The following is a 15,606-nucleotide window of genomic DNA, read 5'->3' as shown; positions in this document are numbered from 1 at the left end:
GGTATTGGCCGATCAGCCAACGATTGCGGTCAATACGTCGTCGAGCGTGACCACACCGAGCGGTCGCCGACCGTCGCTGACCAGCACCATGTGCCGCCGCTCGCGGCGCATGGCCAGCAGCAGATCGGCCAACGTACGCTCCGGCGGCACCACCGCCAGCGGCCGGTAGACCTGCGCCGGAACGGGTGCCCGGCGACCCTGCCCGGCGTACCCGAGCACGTCCTTGACGTGTACGAAGCCGAGCACCCGGCGGGTCGAACGCTGCACCACCGGGAACCGCGACCGGCCGGTCCGCGTCGCCAGCACCTCCAGCGACGCCGGCGAGACGTCCTCGGCGACCGTCACGACCGTCGACCACGGCTGCAACGCGTCCGCCGCGGTCCGGGTGTGCAGGGCGAGCGCGCCGGTGATCCGCGCGTGCTGCTCGGCGTCGAGCAACCCCTCGGTACGCGCCTGGGAGACCAGCCCGGCCAACTCCTCGGCCGTGAACACCGTCTTCACCGACTCGGACGCCTCGACCCGCCAGAGCGCGAGGACACGGCGGGCCGCCCACTTCATCGCCAGCAGCAGCGGCTTGGTGGCCACGCAGAACGCCAGCATCGCGGGGCCGAGCCAGAGCGCCGAGACCTCCGGACCGGCCAGCGTGATGTTCTTCGGCACCATCTCGCCGACCACCGTGTGCAGGAAGACCACCACACCCAGTGCCAGCACGAACGCCACCGGGTGCACCGCCCTGTCGGGCAGGCCGGCCGCGTGGAACGGCGACTCCAGCAGGTGCGCCAGCGCCGGTTCGGCGATCGCGCCGAGGCCCAGCGAGCAGACCGTGATGCCGAGCTGCGCGCCGGCGATCATCAGCGGGATCTGGTTCATCGCCGACAACGCCCACCGGGCCCGCTTCGAACCGGCGGCCAACGGCTCGATCACCGTCCGCCGGGACGCGATGAGCGCGAACTCGCTGCCCACGAAGAACCCGTTGCCGAGCAACAGGACCACGGTCACCAGCAGCTCAGTCATCGTCGTCCGGCTCCGCCGGTCGCAGCACCCGGACCTGCTCGATCCGGTGCCGCTCCACCTCCACCACGGTGAACTCCCAGCCACCCTCCTCGACCGCCTCACCGGCCAGCGGGATGTGCCCGAGCCGGGCCATCAGGAACCCGGCCAGCGTCTCGTACGGCCCGTCGGGCAGCTGGAAACCGGTCTGCTCGGCCAGCTCGTCGGAGCGCAGCACCCCGTCGACCAGCACCGTGCGCTCCCCGCCCGGCACGGTCAGCTCACCCGGGCCGGCGTCGTCAACGCTGGCCGGGTCGAACTCGTCGGCGATCTCCCCGACCAACTCCTCGACCAGGTCCTCCACCGTCACCACGCCGTCCGTGCCGCCGTACTCGTCGACCACGATGGCCAGGTCGGCCCCCGCCGCCTTCAACGCGGCCAGCACACCGTCCAGGTCGAGGCTCTCCGGCACGTACACCGGCTCGCGGGCCACCGACGCGACCATGGTCGACGCCCGAGCGGCCAGCGGCACCCCCAGCGCGTCCGGCACTCCCGCCACGCCGGTGACCAGGTCCAGGGTCTCCTCGTACACCGGGAACCGGGTCCGCCCGGTCTGCCGGGACAGGTCGAGCAGCTCGGCCACGGTGGCCGTGGCGCGCAGCGCCACCACGTCCACCCGGGGGGTCATCGCCTCGGCCGCCCGCTTGTCACCGAAGCGGATGGTGCGGCGCAGCAGCATCGCGGTGTCCGTGGGCAGCGCACCGGCCCGGGCGGAGATGGCTGCCAGCAGACCCAGCTCCTCCGGTGAGCGGGCGCTGGCCAACTCCTCCTGCGGCTCCACCCCGAGCGCCCGGACCAGCCGGTTCGCCGAGCCGTTCAACCCCCGGATCACCCAGCCGAACGTGCGGGAGAAGGTCCGCATCGGGCCGGCGGTGGCCAGCGCGGCCGGCATCGGCCGGGCCAGCGCGGCGTTCTTGGGCACCAGCTCGCCGAAGAGCATGGAGATCAGAGTCGCGAGGGCCAACGCCAGGAACGGGGTGAACCGTTCGGTGTTGTCGCCGGCAACCGGGTGCAGCAGCGGGGTGAAGATCCGCGCCAGGGCCGGTTCGGCCAGGTAGCCGGTGAGCAGCGCGGTGATGGTGATGCCGAGCTGCGCTCCGGAGAGCTGGAAGGACAGCTCGCGCAGCGCCGTGCGTACCCTCAGGGCGGCCTCGTCGCCAGCGGCGGCCCGCCGGTCGATCTCCGCACGATCGACCGTGACCAGGGCGAACTCGGCCGCGACGAAGAACGCGTTGCCCGCGGTCAGGGCAACGAAGCCGACCAGGGGCAGCAGCGTGGTCAAGAGCAGGCCGTCGATGTTCGCCTCACCTCGGCGAGATTCTTGCACGACGGCGGCGGCACCCACGGGTGCCGCCGCCGTCGACCATATAGACCGGGGGGTACGGGCCTCAGCCGGCGACCGGCGTGGCCTCCTTCTCGCCCTGCTGCTGTTCCGGCTTGACCGAGCGGAGCAGCACGGTGGCCACGTCGATGACCTCGACCTGCTCGCCGGCGCCCTTGCCGTTCACCCCGTCGCTGAGCATCGTCGAGCAGAACGGGCAGCCGACGGCGACCGTCTTCGCCCCGGTGGACATGGCCTCCTCGACCCGGTCCACGTTGATCCGCTTGCCGATCTTCTCCTCCATCCACATCCGGGCACCGCCGGCGCCGCAGCAGAAGGAGCGCTCGCTGTTACGCGGCATCTCGGTGAGCTCGCCCTCGATGGCGTCCCCCAGCACCTCGCGGGGAGCCGCGAAGACCCGGTTGTGCCGGCCCAGGTAGCAGGGGTCGTGGTAGGTGACCCCGCCGTCGACCGGCTGCACCGGGGTGAGCTTGCCGGTGGACACCAGGTGGGCCAGGAGCTGGGTGTGGTGGACCACCTCGAACTCGCCGCCGAGCTGGCCGTACTCGTTGCCCAGGGTGTTGAAGCAGTGCGGGCAGGTCGCGACGATCTTGCGCTTGGCCTTCTCGCGGCCCTCGAACGCCTCGTTCAGCGTCTCCACGTTCTGCTGAGCGAGCATCTGGAAGACGAACTCGTTGCCGATCCGCCGCGCCGGGTCGCCGGAGCAGGTCTCGCCCTCGCCCAGGATCGCGAACGTCACGCCCGCCTCGTTGAGCAGGGTGGCCACGGCGCGGGTGGTCTTCTTGGCCCGGTCCTCGAACGCGCCGGCGCAGCCGACCCAGAACAGGTACTCGAAGTCGTCCACCTCGCCGACCCGGGGCACCTCGAAGTCGAGCCCCTTGGTCCAGTCCTCGCGGGTGTTCTGCGGGGCGCCCCACGGGTTGCCCTTGTTCTCCAGGTTGCGCAGCATCACGCCGGCCTCGGAGGGGAAGCTCGACTCGATCAGCACCTGGTAGCGGCGCATGTCGACGATGTGGTCGACGTGTTCGATGTCGACCGGGCACTGCTCGACGCAGGCGCCGCAGGTGGTGCAGGACCAGAGCACGTCCGGGTCGATGACGCCGCCCTCCTCGGCGGTGCCGATCAACGGCTTGTCGGCCTCGGCCAGGGCCAACACGTCCAGGTGGGCGAGCTGCGCCTGGGTGGCCTTCTCCTCGCCGGTCAGGTCCTTGCCGCCGCCGGCCAGCAGGTAGGGCGCCTTGGCGTACGCGTGGTCGCGCAGGCTCAGCACGAGCAGCTTCGGCGACAGCGGCTTCCCGGTGTTCCAGGCCGGGCACTGCGACTGGCAGCGACCGCACTCGGTGCAGGTGCTGAAGTCCAGCAGGCCCTTCCAGCTGAACTGCTCGACGTGGGCGACGCCGAACTGGTCCTTCTCCGGGTCGGCCTCCTCGAAGTCGAGCGGCTTGCCCTGGCTCGTCATGGGGCGCAGCGCGCCGAGACCGGAGCCGGCGGGCTTGGCCGGCTCGCGCTTGAAGAAGATGTTCGGGAACGCGAGGAAGCGGTGCCAGGCCACGCCCATGGTGACGTTCAGCGAGATGACGATCAGCCAGGTCATCGAGATAATGATCTTGATGACAGCGGCGACGCTCGTACCGTCCTGCCAGTCGGGCAGCACCGCGCCGACCGCGTGGCTGACCGGGGTGGCCCAGAGCGGGTACTCGAAGTGGTCGGTGGCGACCTTGAAGCCGCGGATCAGCAACCCGAAGATGAGGACCAGCAGCACGATCCACTCGACGAAGTAGCCCTGCCACATCGTCGAGCCGGTGAACCGGGACCGCCCGCCCGGCCGGTTGGGCCGGTTGCGCAGCCGGATCGCCATCAGCACCAGGATGCCGACCAGGCCCAGCACGGTGATGACCTCGGTGGCCAGTCCGAAGATCGTCCAGTGCCCGATGATCGGCAGCCCGCCGGTCGGGGTGACCACCTCGAAGTACGCCTCGAGCACCAGCAGCGACAGCACGATGAAGCCGACCATCACGAACCAGTGCGCCGCACCCACGACGCCCCACTTGAGCATCCGGGTGTGGCCGGCGGTCTCCACCAGCATGGTCTTCGCGCGGGCGGCCTTGTCGGTGAACCGCTCCGGCGCGGGCTGCCCGAGCCGGATGACTGCCACCATCTTCAGGACCGCACGCACCGCAAGCCACACCGCAACGGCGGTGATGGCGGCCGCGAGGATCGTGGTGACGATCTGGACGCTGCCCATCGAGTTGGCCTCCCCGGTCTGCTGCTGTCGAGCGGTTCAGCGACCGGGGCCGGGTCAGGCCGAGGTCAGCGTCGCACCGCTGCCGCACCTGCGACCGGACCGGTCGATGACCTCGCTCCGCTCGGTCATGCAATGCAGCCTACGCGCAAGGTTACCCAGCAGTAACGTGAGTCATCTCGCAGTAGGCCACGCCGCCTGCGGACACCATAGGGTGCCCCGCCCGGTCCTGCCGGGCAGGGGCTCGACGGGGTGACGTGGGTCCTCCGGCGCGGAAGCGCCGAGCCGGCTCAGCGCCAGCGGGAGAGCAGAGCCAGCGAGGCGACCATGGCGCCGAAGCCCACCGCGAGGTTCCAGTACTGCCACGACGCGACCGGGTACTGCTGCTCGGAGAGGTAGTAGATCACCAGCCAACCGATGCCAGCCACGATCAGGGCGACCGCCGTGACCGGCAGCCACACCGGGCTAGGCTTGCGCGTCGACGCCGCCGTCGTCGGACGGACGTCCGTCGGCGGGGTGTACACCTTCTTCTTGCGGACCTGAGACTTGGGCACGACGCTCTCCAGAGGGGGTGACGACCTCGTCCGGCCTGACAACCGGGCGCAGGGGCGACGGTCCATGGCCAATAATGTTCGACAGCTAGCGTAGTCCCGAACGCCCGTCTGGACCACGAATGGGGTCAGGCCGGTGCACGGAGTGACCGAAAAAGGCGGGACTGTTCGGATCACCGGCCCCGGCCGGGGCGGACGATCCCCGACACGCGGAAGGAACGCTCGGTGGAGTACACATCCGGCGCAGCCTCCTGGCAGAAGGCCCTCCGACGGGCCGGCGCCGGGCTGTTGCCCCGGCGACCGCGTCAACGCCGACCGGGCTGGTCGATCGGGGTGCCCCTGATCGCCGCCGCGGCGGGACTGCTCTTCACCACCACCGCGACCACAGCCGGCGGCACCGCGCTGCGGGAGGACCGCCGGCCCCAGCTCAACCAGCTCATCGAGGACCGCCGCGAGCAGGTGGCGGCGAGCGAGCGCCGGGCCGCCACACTGCGCGGCGAGGTCGAGCAACGAACTGACGCGCTGGCCGACTCCGACGGCCCGATCAAGGCCCAGCAGCAGCGCGGGGCGCTCAACCTCCAGGCCGCCGGGTTCACCGCGCTGACCGGCACCGGGGTGACGGTGGAGCTGAACGACGCGCCGCGACGGAGCGACCAGACCCCCTCGGACGCCAGCAACGACGACCTCGTGGTGCACCAGGGTGACGTGCAGGCGGTGGTCAACGCGCTCTGGGCAGGTGGAGCGGAGGCCATGTCAATCATGAACGTCCGCGTGCTCGCCACCAGCGCGGTACGCTGCGTCGGTAACACCCTGCTGCTCCACGGCCGGGTGTACTCCCCACCGTTCAAGATCGTAGCAATCGGCGATCCCGCTGCCCTCCAGCAGGCCCTCGCCAGCTCTGAGGGAGTCCGGTTGTTCAAGGACGCAGTCGACGACTACCAGCTCGGTTACAAGGAGTCCGCCTCCACGGTGACGGTCCCCGCGTTCGAGGACTCGACCGCCCTGCGCTCGGCGACGGTGCCCCGGTGAGCGGCGCGGACGACCGGCGCGACGGGCGACACCGGGACCAGGCCGACGAGCCGACGGCGTTCCTGCCCAAGTTCGACCGGCCCGAGCCGACACCGGCGCGGCCCGGCCCGGCCGGCAACTGGCCCGATCCGGTGCTGCCCACCCGGCCCCGCGCGACCCGCCCGCCGGCCGCCCCCGAGCCGCCCACCGCCGGCCCAGCCCTGGGTCAGCAGGGGAGCGACGCTCCGCCGCCCTGGCCCGGCGCCGCACCGGCCGCGCCCGGCGGCCCCGCAGGTCCGCCCGCCCCCGGCCGTCCGACCGCACCCAACCAGGGACCGGTCCGGCCTGCCGCCCCTGGCAACGCCCCGACCCGCCCACCGACATCCGCCACCCCGGCCCCGCCGGTGGCTCCCCGCACCTCGACCCCGTCGGGTGGCGACGCGCCCACCGCGTTCATGCCAACGGTCGGCGCCCGTCCCACGCGGGCGACCGGCTCCCCGGCGGCCCCGGTCTCCCCGGCCCCGCCGAACCGCGCCGCTGACCCGGCCGCCACCCAACCGATCCCGTCCATGCCCACCGCGGCCCGTCCGCCAGCCATGGACTCGACGGCGCTGATGGGCGCCGTCCCCCGTACGGCCACGACCGACGAGCCGGCCGGCGCAGAGGACGGCGCCGCCGAGCCGCCCCGGCCCCGACGTGGCGAGCGGGTGGTCCAACTCCGGCCACACCAGACCGGCGAGGGCTACAAGAGCGTCTACTCCGAGCTCACCCGCCCGTCGCTCGGCTCCCGGGTGCGCACCGGCATCCGGGTCACCGGCGAGGTCCTGATCACCTTCGGCCTGGTGGTGCTGCTCTTCGCCGGCTACGAGGTGTGGGGCAAGTCGGCCATCGTCGACGCCCACCAGGACGACCTCAGCCAGCAACTCGCCCAGGCGTGGGGCCCGACCGACGACCCGACGGTCGCACCGTCAGCCGCAGCCCCGAGCGTCAAACCGTCGCCACCCGTGCGCGGCAAGCCGATCGCCGGGCTCTACATCCCCAAGCTCGACAAGAACTGGGTGGTGGTCGAGGGCGTCACCCAGGCCGACATCCGGTACGCCCCGGGCCACTACCCGACCAGCGCGCTGCCCGGCCAGGTCGGCAACTTCTCCGTCGCCGGCCACCGCAACCGGGCCACCTTCTGGCGGCTGGACGAGCTGAACGACGGCGACGCCATCGTGGTCGAGGGCAAGACCGACTGGTACGTCTACCGGGTGTCGCAGTCCCGGATCGTCAAGCCCACCCAGGTCGAGGTGGTGGCCCCGGTACCCGGCGAGCCGAACAAGAAGCCGACCAGGCGGATGCTCACCCTCACCACCTGCAACCCGAAGTTCGACAACTACCAGCGCCTGATCATCCACGCCGAGCTGGACCGCGCCCAACCAAAGTCGGCGGGCCGCCCGGCGGAGCTGGGAGGCTGACCCGATGTACGCGTTCATCTGGCGCAAGCTCCCGTTCGGTCTGGCCGGCAAGCTGACCGGCTCGCTGCTGCTCGCCGCCGCCACGGTCGCCCTGCTCTGGTACGTGGCGTTCCCGTGGGCGGAGCCGCTGCTGCCGTTCGACGACGTACAGGTCACCCAGGACTCCGACGTCCCCGGAGCCCCGGGCGGCGGTGACACGGTGCCCGGGGACGCTCCGGCCGGTGACGAGCACGAGCTGCCCTACGACACCGACCAGAACAACTCCGCGCCCCCCTCCCCGAACAGGTGACCATGCGCGTCCTGGTGATCGACAACTACGACTCGTTCGTCTTCAACCTGGTGCAGTACCTGGGCCAGCTCGGCGTGGACTGCGAGGTCCGCCGCAACGACGAGATCGACGTCGCCGAGGTGGGCAGCCTGGGCGCCGCCGGCATCCTGCTCTCACCGGGGCCGGGCAGCCCCGACCGGGCCGGCATCTGCCTGGACGTCATCCGCCGGTACGCGGGCGAGCTGCCCATCTTCGGCGTCTGCCTCGGCCACCAGGCCATCGGCGAGGCGTTCGGGGCGACCGTCACCCGCGCGCCCGAGCTGCTGCACGGCAAGACCTCCGAGGTACGGCACCAGTCGGTCGGCGTCCTCGCCGGCCTGCCCGACCCGTTCACCGCCACCCGCTACCACTCGCTGGCCGTGCTGCCCGAGACGCTCCCCGACGAGCTGGAGGTCACCGGCTGGACCGGGTCCGGCGTGGTGATGGCGATGCGGCACCGGACGCTGCCGATCGAGGGTGTGCAGTTCCACCCGGAGTCGGTGCTCACCGAGGGCGGGCACCTGATGCTGGCCAACTGGCTCGCCGCCTGCGGCTACCGGGAGGCGCTGGAGCGCGCACCGGAACTCGCCGCCGAGGTCGACGCCCGCCGCCGGGCCGCCTTCGCCACCACCTGAAACCGCCCCGCCCCGGCCTGCCCCGGCATACGCGCACCGGCTCGGCGGCCGGTCAGACCTTCAGCGCGTCCCGCACGGCCGGGTTGACGGGTGAGTGGACCGCGGACGGTCTGCGCCGGACAGCGTCCAACGCCGCCTTGCCGCTGGCGAGATAGTCCCGGATCGACTTCTCGACGAGCAGGGCCGGCCCGCAGCCGGGGCAGCGAGCGATCACGCCGTCGACGTCGAGGCCGAGATGTCGGCACAGCGTCACGGCCCGGGACACGTGGTAGGACTGGGTCACGATGAGTGCCCGCTCGACGCCGTACACCTCGCGGGCCCGGGCACAACTGTCGTAGGTGTCCAGGCCGAACGGGTCGGCCACCACCCGACGCGGGTCGACACCCAGATCGGTCAGGTACGACGTCATCACCGCCGTCTCGTCACCCGACGCACCACCCCCGTCGCCCGACACGAGGACCACCCGAGCCCGCCCGCTGGTCACCAGGGCGGCAGCGGTCTCCAGGCGGCCGGTCAGCCGATCCCCCGGTCGACGCCGGTCGGGTGCCACGGCGGTGCCGAGGACGATCACGACGTCGGCGGTCGGCGCATCGGACTCGGCGTGGACGTGACCGCGTGCGGCGATCACCGTCCACAGCCACGGAAGGCTGGCGAGCAGCAGTGCGGCCGCTCCCAGGACGGCGGCGCGTCTGAGGCGTCGAGGCCACCGGCTCACGCGGGCGGCACCGGAGGACTCGTCGACACTCATACCGGTGGGCCCGGGAACCGGGACACCCGGCCTACTCCTCCGGGAGCCGGCTCGGTGGGAACGGCCACGGCAGACCAGAGCCACCCCCGTTGCCGGTCGGCGTGCCCGTCGGCGTCGGCGTCGGCGTCACCGGCGTGGTGGGCGTCGGGTCGACCTTCTCCGGGATGCTGATCTCGATGGTCACCGTCCTGTTCTGGGCCAGCTCGGTGCCGGGATCCGGGCTCTGCTTCTGGACCCGTCCGGCCTGGTCGGCCGGCACCTCGTCACCGTCGCGGAAGGCGACCTTGTAACCCGCTTCGCGAAGCTCCTGGGCGGCCTCGTCCCGGGTGGAGTTGATGACGTTCGGGACCTTGCCGACGTTGCCCCGCGAGACGTCGACGGTCACCTTGCTCCCGCCGGGGACAGTGGACCCGGACGGCGGGGTCACCTTGACCACGATGCCCTTCTGCGCCGGGTTGTCCACCTGCCGCTCCTCGACCACCAAGCCCTGGCCCTCGAGCTGGTCCTTGACGTTCTCGAGCTGCGAGTTGACCAGACCGGAGGGAATCCTCACGTCCGGCTTGCCGCCACAGATCTGGATGGTCACCGTGCCAGCCTCGGCCAGGCGGGTGCCCGGCTGCGGGCTCTGGCTGTCCACCGCGCCCTTCGTGCAGGTGGCGTTCTGGACCTCGCCCACCTGCACCTGGAAGCCGGCGTTGCGGAGTTCGGTGATCGCGGCTTCCTGGCTCTTCCCGGTGACGGTGGGCACCGACTTCAGGTTCTTGTCCTGCTGCTGACTCCAGAGCAGGGCGGCGACCAGCGCGATCACCGCGAGAACGCCGACCGCGCTGAACGTCGCGATCAGCCAGGAGGACGCCTTGCGCTGGCGGGGATCGCCGACCCGGGCCGGAATCTGCCGGGTCTGCTGCGCGCCGGCGGCAGGCGGGTAGCCGCCACCGCCACCGGCGGGGGCCATCGCCACCGTCTCCGCCTCGCGCAGCACCGGGGTGGCCAGCACCGGACGGCCAGCGGCGGCGCGGAGAAGGTCGGCGCGCATCTCGCCGGCACTCTGGTAGCGGTTGAGCGGGTTCTTCGACAGCGCCTTGAGCACGATCGCGTCGACCGCCGGGGTGACGTCCGGGTTGATGTCACTCGGCGTCGGCGGCGTCTCCCGCACGTGCTGGTAGGCGACACTGACCGGGCTGTCCCCGACGAACGGCGGGTGGCCGCAGACCAGCTCGAAGAGCACGCAGCCGGCCGCGTACACGTCGGAGCGGGCGTCGACGGCCTCACCGCGTGCCTGCTCCGGCGAGAGGTACTGCGCCGTGCCGATGACCGCGCTGGTCTGCGTCATGGTGGTCGCACCGCTGGCCAGCGCCCGGGCGATACCGAAGTCCATCACCTTGACCTGGCCGGTCTGGGTGAGCATGACGTTGCCCGGCTTGATGTCCCGGTGGATGATGCCGTGCCGGTGGCTGAACTCGAGCGCCGCGCACATGTCGGCGCAGATCTCCAGCGCGCGGCGGGGCTGCAGCCGGCCCTCGGCGCCGAGCACCTCCTTCAGGGTTCGTCCGTTGACGAACTCCATGACGATGAACGGCAGCGTCTCGCCGGTGGGCGCGGTCTCCTCGCCGGTGTCGTAGACCGCCACGATCGCCGGGTGGTTGAGCGAGGCGGCGTTCTGCGCCTCACGACGGAACCGCATCTGGAACGTCGCGTCCCGGGCGAGGTCGGTGCGGAGCATCTTGATCGCGACGTCCCGACCGAGCCGGAGGTCGCGACCGCGGTGCACCTCGGCCATGCCGCCATAGCCGAGCAGCTCGCCGACCTGGTACCTGCCACCGAGCAGGCGGGCCTGCGCTGTCATCGCGTCTGTCGTCCTTCGCTCGTCGTCGTCCCGCCGTCGCCCGGCTGGAGCCGTACCTCACGACGGTACGACGTCCGGGTCGCATCGTCGCGTCCGTCGAGCCCCAGCGCGCCGGACGTCACGGTCTGTGCGGCCGGTGCATCCGCTTCACCAGCCTGCGACTGCTTCCGCAGGTTGTAGGAAATCACGCCGGAGCAGAGCAGGACCAGTACGGCCAGCAGGATGGCGAGAAGCACCATTCCGGGGCGGGACCGGCGGGGGTCGGGTGCCGGCAGCGCCGGGCCGGCCTGCCGGACGTACGCCGGCGGGTGCTCCTGCCGGGTGTGTGCAGGCGGGACCGCCGCCGCGCCGCGTGGGTAACCGGTCGGGGCGACCGGCGGCCGGGCGTGCGGGGCGGCCGGTGCGACGGCGGTGGGGCGGGGCTGCTGGGCCGGCGCGATCGCGGTCGGCCGCTGTGCGGCGGCCGGCGGGCGGTGCGGGGCACCCGGCGGGCGGTGGTGCGGCGCCTGCGGCACCTGGGCCCGGCCGGGCGCGGCAGGCGAGGACGGCACCCCGGAGATCGGCCCGGACTGGCCACCGGCCCTGGCCTGCTGGGAGAGCGCGGCCTTGAGCTGGCGGGCGACCCCGGCGAGGGCGGCGGCGCTGGGCCAACGGGCGGCCGGGTCCTTCGCCAGCGCCCGTTCCACCACGGCCCGGACCTGCGGCGGGATGTCGGCGGGCAGCGGCCTGGGCGTCTCCCGGACGTGCCGCATGGCGATGTCGAGCGCGTTGTCGCCCTCGAACGGTCGCCGTCCGGCGAGGCACTGGTACGCGACCACGCCGAGCGCGTACACGTCGGATGCCGGGGTGGCGACCCCGCCGGTGGCCTGCTCGGGCGAGATGTAGGAGGCGGTGCCGAGCACCGAACCGGCGGCGGTGAGCTGGCCGACCAGGTCGGAGCGGGCGATGCCGAAGTCGGTCAGCACCAGCGTGCCGTTCGGCCGGACCAGCAGGTTGCCCGGCTTCACGTCGCGGTGCACGATGCCCTTCTCGTGGGCTGCGTGCAGCGCGTCGGCGGCCTGCGCGACGAGTGCCATCGTCCGGGCCGGAGTGAGCCGGCCCACGCGGCTCAGCGTGGACGACAGGGCGTCGCCCTCGACGTACTCCATGACCAGGAAGGCGATCTGCTGGTCGTTGCCGAAGTCGTAGACGTCCACCACACCGGGGTGGTTGATGGTGGCCATCGTCCGGGCCTCGCCGCGGAACCGCTCGGCGAAGTCCGGGTCGTCGAGCAGCGCGGGCAGCAGGCTCTTCACCGCGACCGTCCGGCCGAGCACCTGGTCGGTGCCGCGCCAGACGTCGCCCATGCCGCCGCTGGCGATCCGCTCGTCGAGACGGTAGCGGTTACCGAGCTGGACGCCGGGGCTGAGCATGTCAGCGGCCCCCGGGGTCGGCGATGGCGGCCCGCATGATCTGGCCGCCGATCCGGGCCGCCTCGGCGCTGCCGCCGCTGCCGGCCTGCTCCAGGACGACACAGACCGCGGAGACCGGGGTGCCGTTCTTGTCCAGCGCGAAGCCGATGAACCAGCCGTGGTCGGGTCGGTCCGGCGCGGACTGCGCCGTGCCGGTCTTGCCGCCGACCGTGTAGCCGTTGATCGCCGCCTTCTCGCCGGTGCCCTTCTGGACCACGCTGACCATCATGTCGCGCAGGTCACCGGCGACCTGACCGGAGACCGGCTGGCGCAGCTCCCTCGGCTTGGCGGTGTAGTAGCTGGTCGTCCGGTCCGGGGCGAGCAGCTGCCGGACCAGGTACGGCCGCATCTGGCTGCCACCGTTGGCGACCGCGCCGGCGATCATCGCGCCCTGCAGCGGGGTCATCCGGACGTCCCGCTGGCCGATCGAGGACTGGGCGAGCGCGGCGGGGTCGTCCCCGCCGTCGGCGTTCTGGATGGTGCCGGTCCGGCTGGCCGCCGTCGGAAGGCCGTCCTCGCCGAGCTGGCCGACGGTGAGGTCGTCCTGCTCGAAGCCGAACTGCCGCGCCTTCTCCTTGATGGTGTTGGCGCCCAGGCGCACACCGAGCTGGGCGAAGCCGGTGTTGCACGATTCGGTCACCGCGTCCAGCAGGGTGACCTGCGGCTCGGGGCAGATCGACGGATGGGCGTTGCGGATCGGCTCGCCGGAGGTGGGCGGGGTGTAGCTGGAGCCGGCCGGGATCTGGGTGGACTTGCTGATGCCGTTCTCCAGCGCGGCCGCGGCCACCACGATCTTGAAGGTGGAGCCGGGCGGCAGCGTCTCGCCGAGCGCGCGGTTCTTCAGCGGGCCATCCGGATCCTGCTCCAGCTTGTTGTACGCCGCGGCCGCCTCGTTGGTGTCGTGGCTGGCCAGCGGGTTCGGGTCGAAGCTGGGCATGGAGACCAGCGCCTGCACCGCCCCGGTACGCGGGTCGATGGCGATCGCCGCGCCCTTCTTCACCCCCTGCTGGTTGTTGCGCATCTGGTCGTACGCCACGTCCTGGGCACGCTTGGAGAGGGTGAGCAGCACATTGCCGCCGCCGGTCTGGTCGCCGGTGAACATGTCCTTGAACCGGTCGCCGATCAGCTGGTCGCTGGTGCCGGCGAGGAAATCGTTCTCCACCCGCTCGATGCCGGTGTCGGCCAGGTTGACCGGCTTGTAGCCGAGCACCTGCGCGTACTTGGCCCCGCCCGGGTAGGTGCGCTGGAACTTCAGCTTGCCGCTGGTCTCCTTGCTGGTGGCCAGCGCCGTGCCGCCGGCCTCGATGTTGCCGCGCTTACGCTCGTACTCGGCGACCTGGACCCGGCCGTTGTAGTCGCTGGTGCGGTACTCGTCGGCCTTGTATGCCTGGATCCAGTTGAGGTTGGCGAAGAGCAGGCCGAACAGGACCATGACGACGACGCCGACGCGGCGCAGGGGTGCGTTCACGGTTTGATCACCTCCGTGGGAGCACCGTGCAGCTGCTCGGGCGGGCCACCGGCGGGCCGGGCGGCCTTGCCGCCACCCCCCGTGACCGGCCGGCGGGCTCCGTCGGAGACCCGCAGCAGAACCGCGATGAGCAGCCAGTTCGCCATCAGTGACGAGCCACCGGCGGACAGGAACGGGGTGGTCTGGCCGGTCAGCGGGATGAGCTTGCTGATCCCGCCGACGATCACGAAGACCTGCAGGCCGAGGGTGAACGCGAGACCACCGGCGAGCAGCTTGCCGAACGAGTCCCGGACCGCGAGCGCGGCGCGCAGGCCCCGCTCCACGATGAGCAGGTAGACGACCAGCAGCGCGGAGAGCCCGAAGAGGCCGATCTCCTCACCGATGCCGGCGAAGATGAAGTCGTTCTGCACCTCGGGCAGGATCTCCGGCTGACCGCCGCCCGGCCCGGCGCCGAAGAGCCCGCCCGTGCCGAGGGCGAGCAGCCCCTGGACGAGCTGGTAGCCCTTGTCGGTCGGGTCGGCGAACGGATCCAGCCAGATCTCCGCACGCAGGTAGAAGTTGGCGAAGGGGCCGCCGACCATCTCGCCGAGGACGTAGGCGAGGTAGGCGCCGCCGAAGAAGAGGACCAGGCCGATCAGCAGCCAGCTGACCCGTTCGGTGGCGATGTAGAGCGTCACCACGAACATGCCGAAGTACAGCAGCGAGGTGCCCAGGTCCTTCTCGAACACGAGCACCAGGAGGCTGATCAGCCAGACCACGACCACCGGGCCGAGGTCGCGCCCGCGCGGGAAGTCGATGCCGAGGAAACGCCGGCTGGCCAGCGACAGCACCTCGCGCTTGCGCACCAGGTAGTAGGCGAAGAAGACCAGCAGCGCCAGCTTGGCGAACTCACCCGGCTGGATGGAGAAGCCACCGATCCGGATCCACAGCTTGGCTCCGTTGATCTCGGAGATGCTGCTCGGCAGCACCGCCGGGAGCATCACCAGCACGATGCCGGCCAGACCCAGGGTGTACGCGTACCGGGAGACCGAACGGTGGTCACGCATGATGGCGAGCAGCCCGGCGGCGAGGATCACCGAGGCGAGCGTCCAGGCCAACTGCCGCCCGCCGATGCCGGCGAAGATCGCGAGACTCTCCCGGTCGACCGGGGCGGCCTCACCCAGGTCGATCCGGCGCAGGAAGCCCACCCCGAGACCGTTGAGCAGGGCCACCGCCGGCAGCAGCGCCGGGTCGGCGAACGGGGCGAGGAACCGGATGACCAGGTGCAGGCCGAGGAAGACCGCGCCGAGTGCGGCGGCGGGCATCCAGAAGTCCGGGGTCACCGTGTCCAGCAGGTTCGCCTCGACGGTCGCCCCGTACGCGGCCACCAGCACCATGGCGAGCAGCAGCAGGGACAGCTCGGCGTTGCGTCGGGACCGGGCCAGGCGTACGCCGGACTCCCCGCCCGTGGTGGCGGGCGAGGGTGCCGGTGTGGCCGCTACGGTCACGGGTGGAGTCC

General features: G+C 71.8%; 13 protein-coding genes. 4 read left to right on the top strand and 9 right to left on the bottom strand.

The features are described from left to right. Positions 1 to 12: 12 nt before the first annotated feature. From M8C17_RS14790 to M8C17_RS14775, 4 genes are all read right to left on the bottom strand, one after another. Entirely contained in the window at positions 13 to 1,014 is a 1,002-nt protein-coding gene (locus M8C17_RS14790) for a hemolysin family protein (protein ID WP_252417017.1), read from the bottom strand. Continuing rightward, positions 1,007 to 2,320, bottom strand: a complete 1,314-nt coding sequence (locus M8C17_RS14785; RefSeq protein WP_252417155.1) for a hemolysin family protein — start codon at positions 2,318 to 2,320, stop codon at positions 1,007 to 1,009. Before M8C17_RS14785 ends, M8C17_RS14790 begins: the two co-directional genes overlap by 8 nt. A 118-nt stretch (positions 2,321 to 2,438) precedes the next feature. Then, a complete protein-coding gene (locus M8C17_RS14780) occupies positions 2,439 to 4,637 on the bottom strand; it encodes a (Fe-S)-binding protein (RefSeq protein ID WP_252417016.1) in 2,199 nt (732 codons plus the stop codon). 287 nt (positions 4,638 to 4,924) lie between these two features. Further along, entirely contained in the window at positions 4,925 to 5,188 is a 264-nt protein-coding gene (locus M8C17_RS14775; protein ID WP_252417015.1) for a cell division protein CrgA, read from the bottom strand. 222 nt (positions 5,189 to 5,410) lie between these two features. On the opposite strand from M8C17_RS14775, the gene M8C17_RS14770 reads away from it, so the two are divergent. The 4 genes from M8C17_RS14770 to M8C17_RS14755 are packed head-to-tail and all read left to right on the top strand — an operon-like array spanning position 5,411 to position 8,595. Then, the gene (locus M8C17_RS14770) at positions 5,411 to 6,214 is read left to right on the top strand and encodes a DUF881 domain-containing protein (RefSeq protein ID WP_252417014.1); all 804 of its coding nucleotides are present in this window, start codon (positions 5,411 to 5,413) and stop codon (positions 6,212 to 6,214) included. Beyond that, positions 6,211 to 7,653 (top strand): class E sortase, encoded by a 1,443-nt coding sequence (locus tag M8C17_RS14765; RefSeq protein ID WP_252417013.1) that lies wholly within the window; start codon positions 6,211 to 6,213, stop codon positions 7,651 to 7,653. The genes M8C17_RS14770 and M8C17_RS14765 overlap by 4 nt, the downstream gene beginning before the upstream one ends. Before the next feature lie 4 nt (positions 7,654 to 7,657). After that, complete coding sequence (locus tag M8C17_RS14760) at positions 7,658 to 7,942, top strand: hypothetical protein (protein WP_252417012.1); 285 nt, start codon at positions 7,658 to 7,660, stop codon at positions 7,940 to 7,942. Between the two features lie 2 nt (positions 7,943 to 7,944). After that, positions 7,945 to 8,595 carry an aminodeoxychorismate/anthranilate synthase component II gene (locus tag M8C17_RS14755; protein ID WP_252417011.1) on the top strand — a complete coding sequence of 217 codons (651 nt, stop codon included), beginning with the start codon at positions 7,945 to 7,947 and terminating at the stop codon, positions 8,593 to 8,595. 52 nt (positions 8,596 to 8,647) lie between these two features. Here M8C17_RS14755 and M8C17_RS14750 read toward each other — a convergent pair whose 3' ends face one another. From M8C17_RS14750 to M8C17_RS14730, 5 genes are all read right to left on the bottom strand, one after another. Then, positions 8,648 to 9,310: a vancomycin high temperature exclusion protein gene (locus M8C17_RS14750; RefSeq protein ID WP_252417010.1), complete on the bottom strand. Its 663-nt coding sequence runs from the start codon at positions 9,308 to 9,310 to the stop codon at positions 8,648 to 8,650. A gap of 64 nt (positions 9,311 to 9,374) precedes the next feature. Next, positions 9,375 to 11,189: a Stk1 family PASTA domain-containing Ser/Thr kinase gene (gene pknB, locus M8C17_RS14745; protein ID WP_252417009.1), complete on the bottom strand. Its 1,815-nt coding sequence runs from the start codon at positions 11,187 to 11,189 to the stop codon at positions 9,375 to 9,377. Continuing rightward, positions 11,186 to 12,601, bottom strand: coding sequence for a serine/threonine-protein kinase (locus M8C17_RS14740; RefSeq protein ID WP_252417008.1), 1,416 nt, complete (start codon positions 12,599 to 12,601; stop codon positions 11,186 to 11,188). The genes pknB and M8C17_RS14740 overlap by 4 nt, the downstream gene beginning before the upstream one ends. Before the next feature lies 1 nt (position 12,602). Then, entirely contained in the window at positions 12,603 to 14,108 is a 1,506-nt protein-coding gene (locus M8C17_RS14735) for a penicillin-binding protein 2 (protein WP_252417007.1), read from the bottom strand. Next, positions 14,105 to 15,595 carry an FtsW/RodA/SpoVE family cell cycle protein gene (locus M8C17_RS14730; RefSeq protein ID WP_252417006.1) on the bottom strand — a complete coding sequence of 497 codons (1,491 nt, stop codon included), beginning with the start codon at positions 15,593 to 15,595 and terminating at the stop codon, positions 14,105 to 14,107. The genes M8C17_RS14735 and M8C17_RS14730 overlap by 4 nt, the downstream gene beginning before the upstream one ends. Between the last annotated feature and the right edge of the window lie 11 nt (positions 15,596 to 15,606).

The organism is Micromonospora sp. RHAY321 (assembly GCF_023896955.1).
Classification (GTDB): Bacteria; Actinomycetota; Actinomycetes; order Mycobacteriales; family Micromonosporaceae; genus Micromonospora.
Note: the sequence above shows the minus strand (reverse complement) of the source record. Positions and strands in the feature narration are given on the sequence as shown.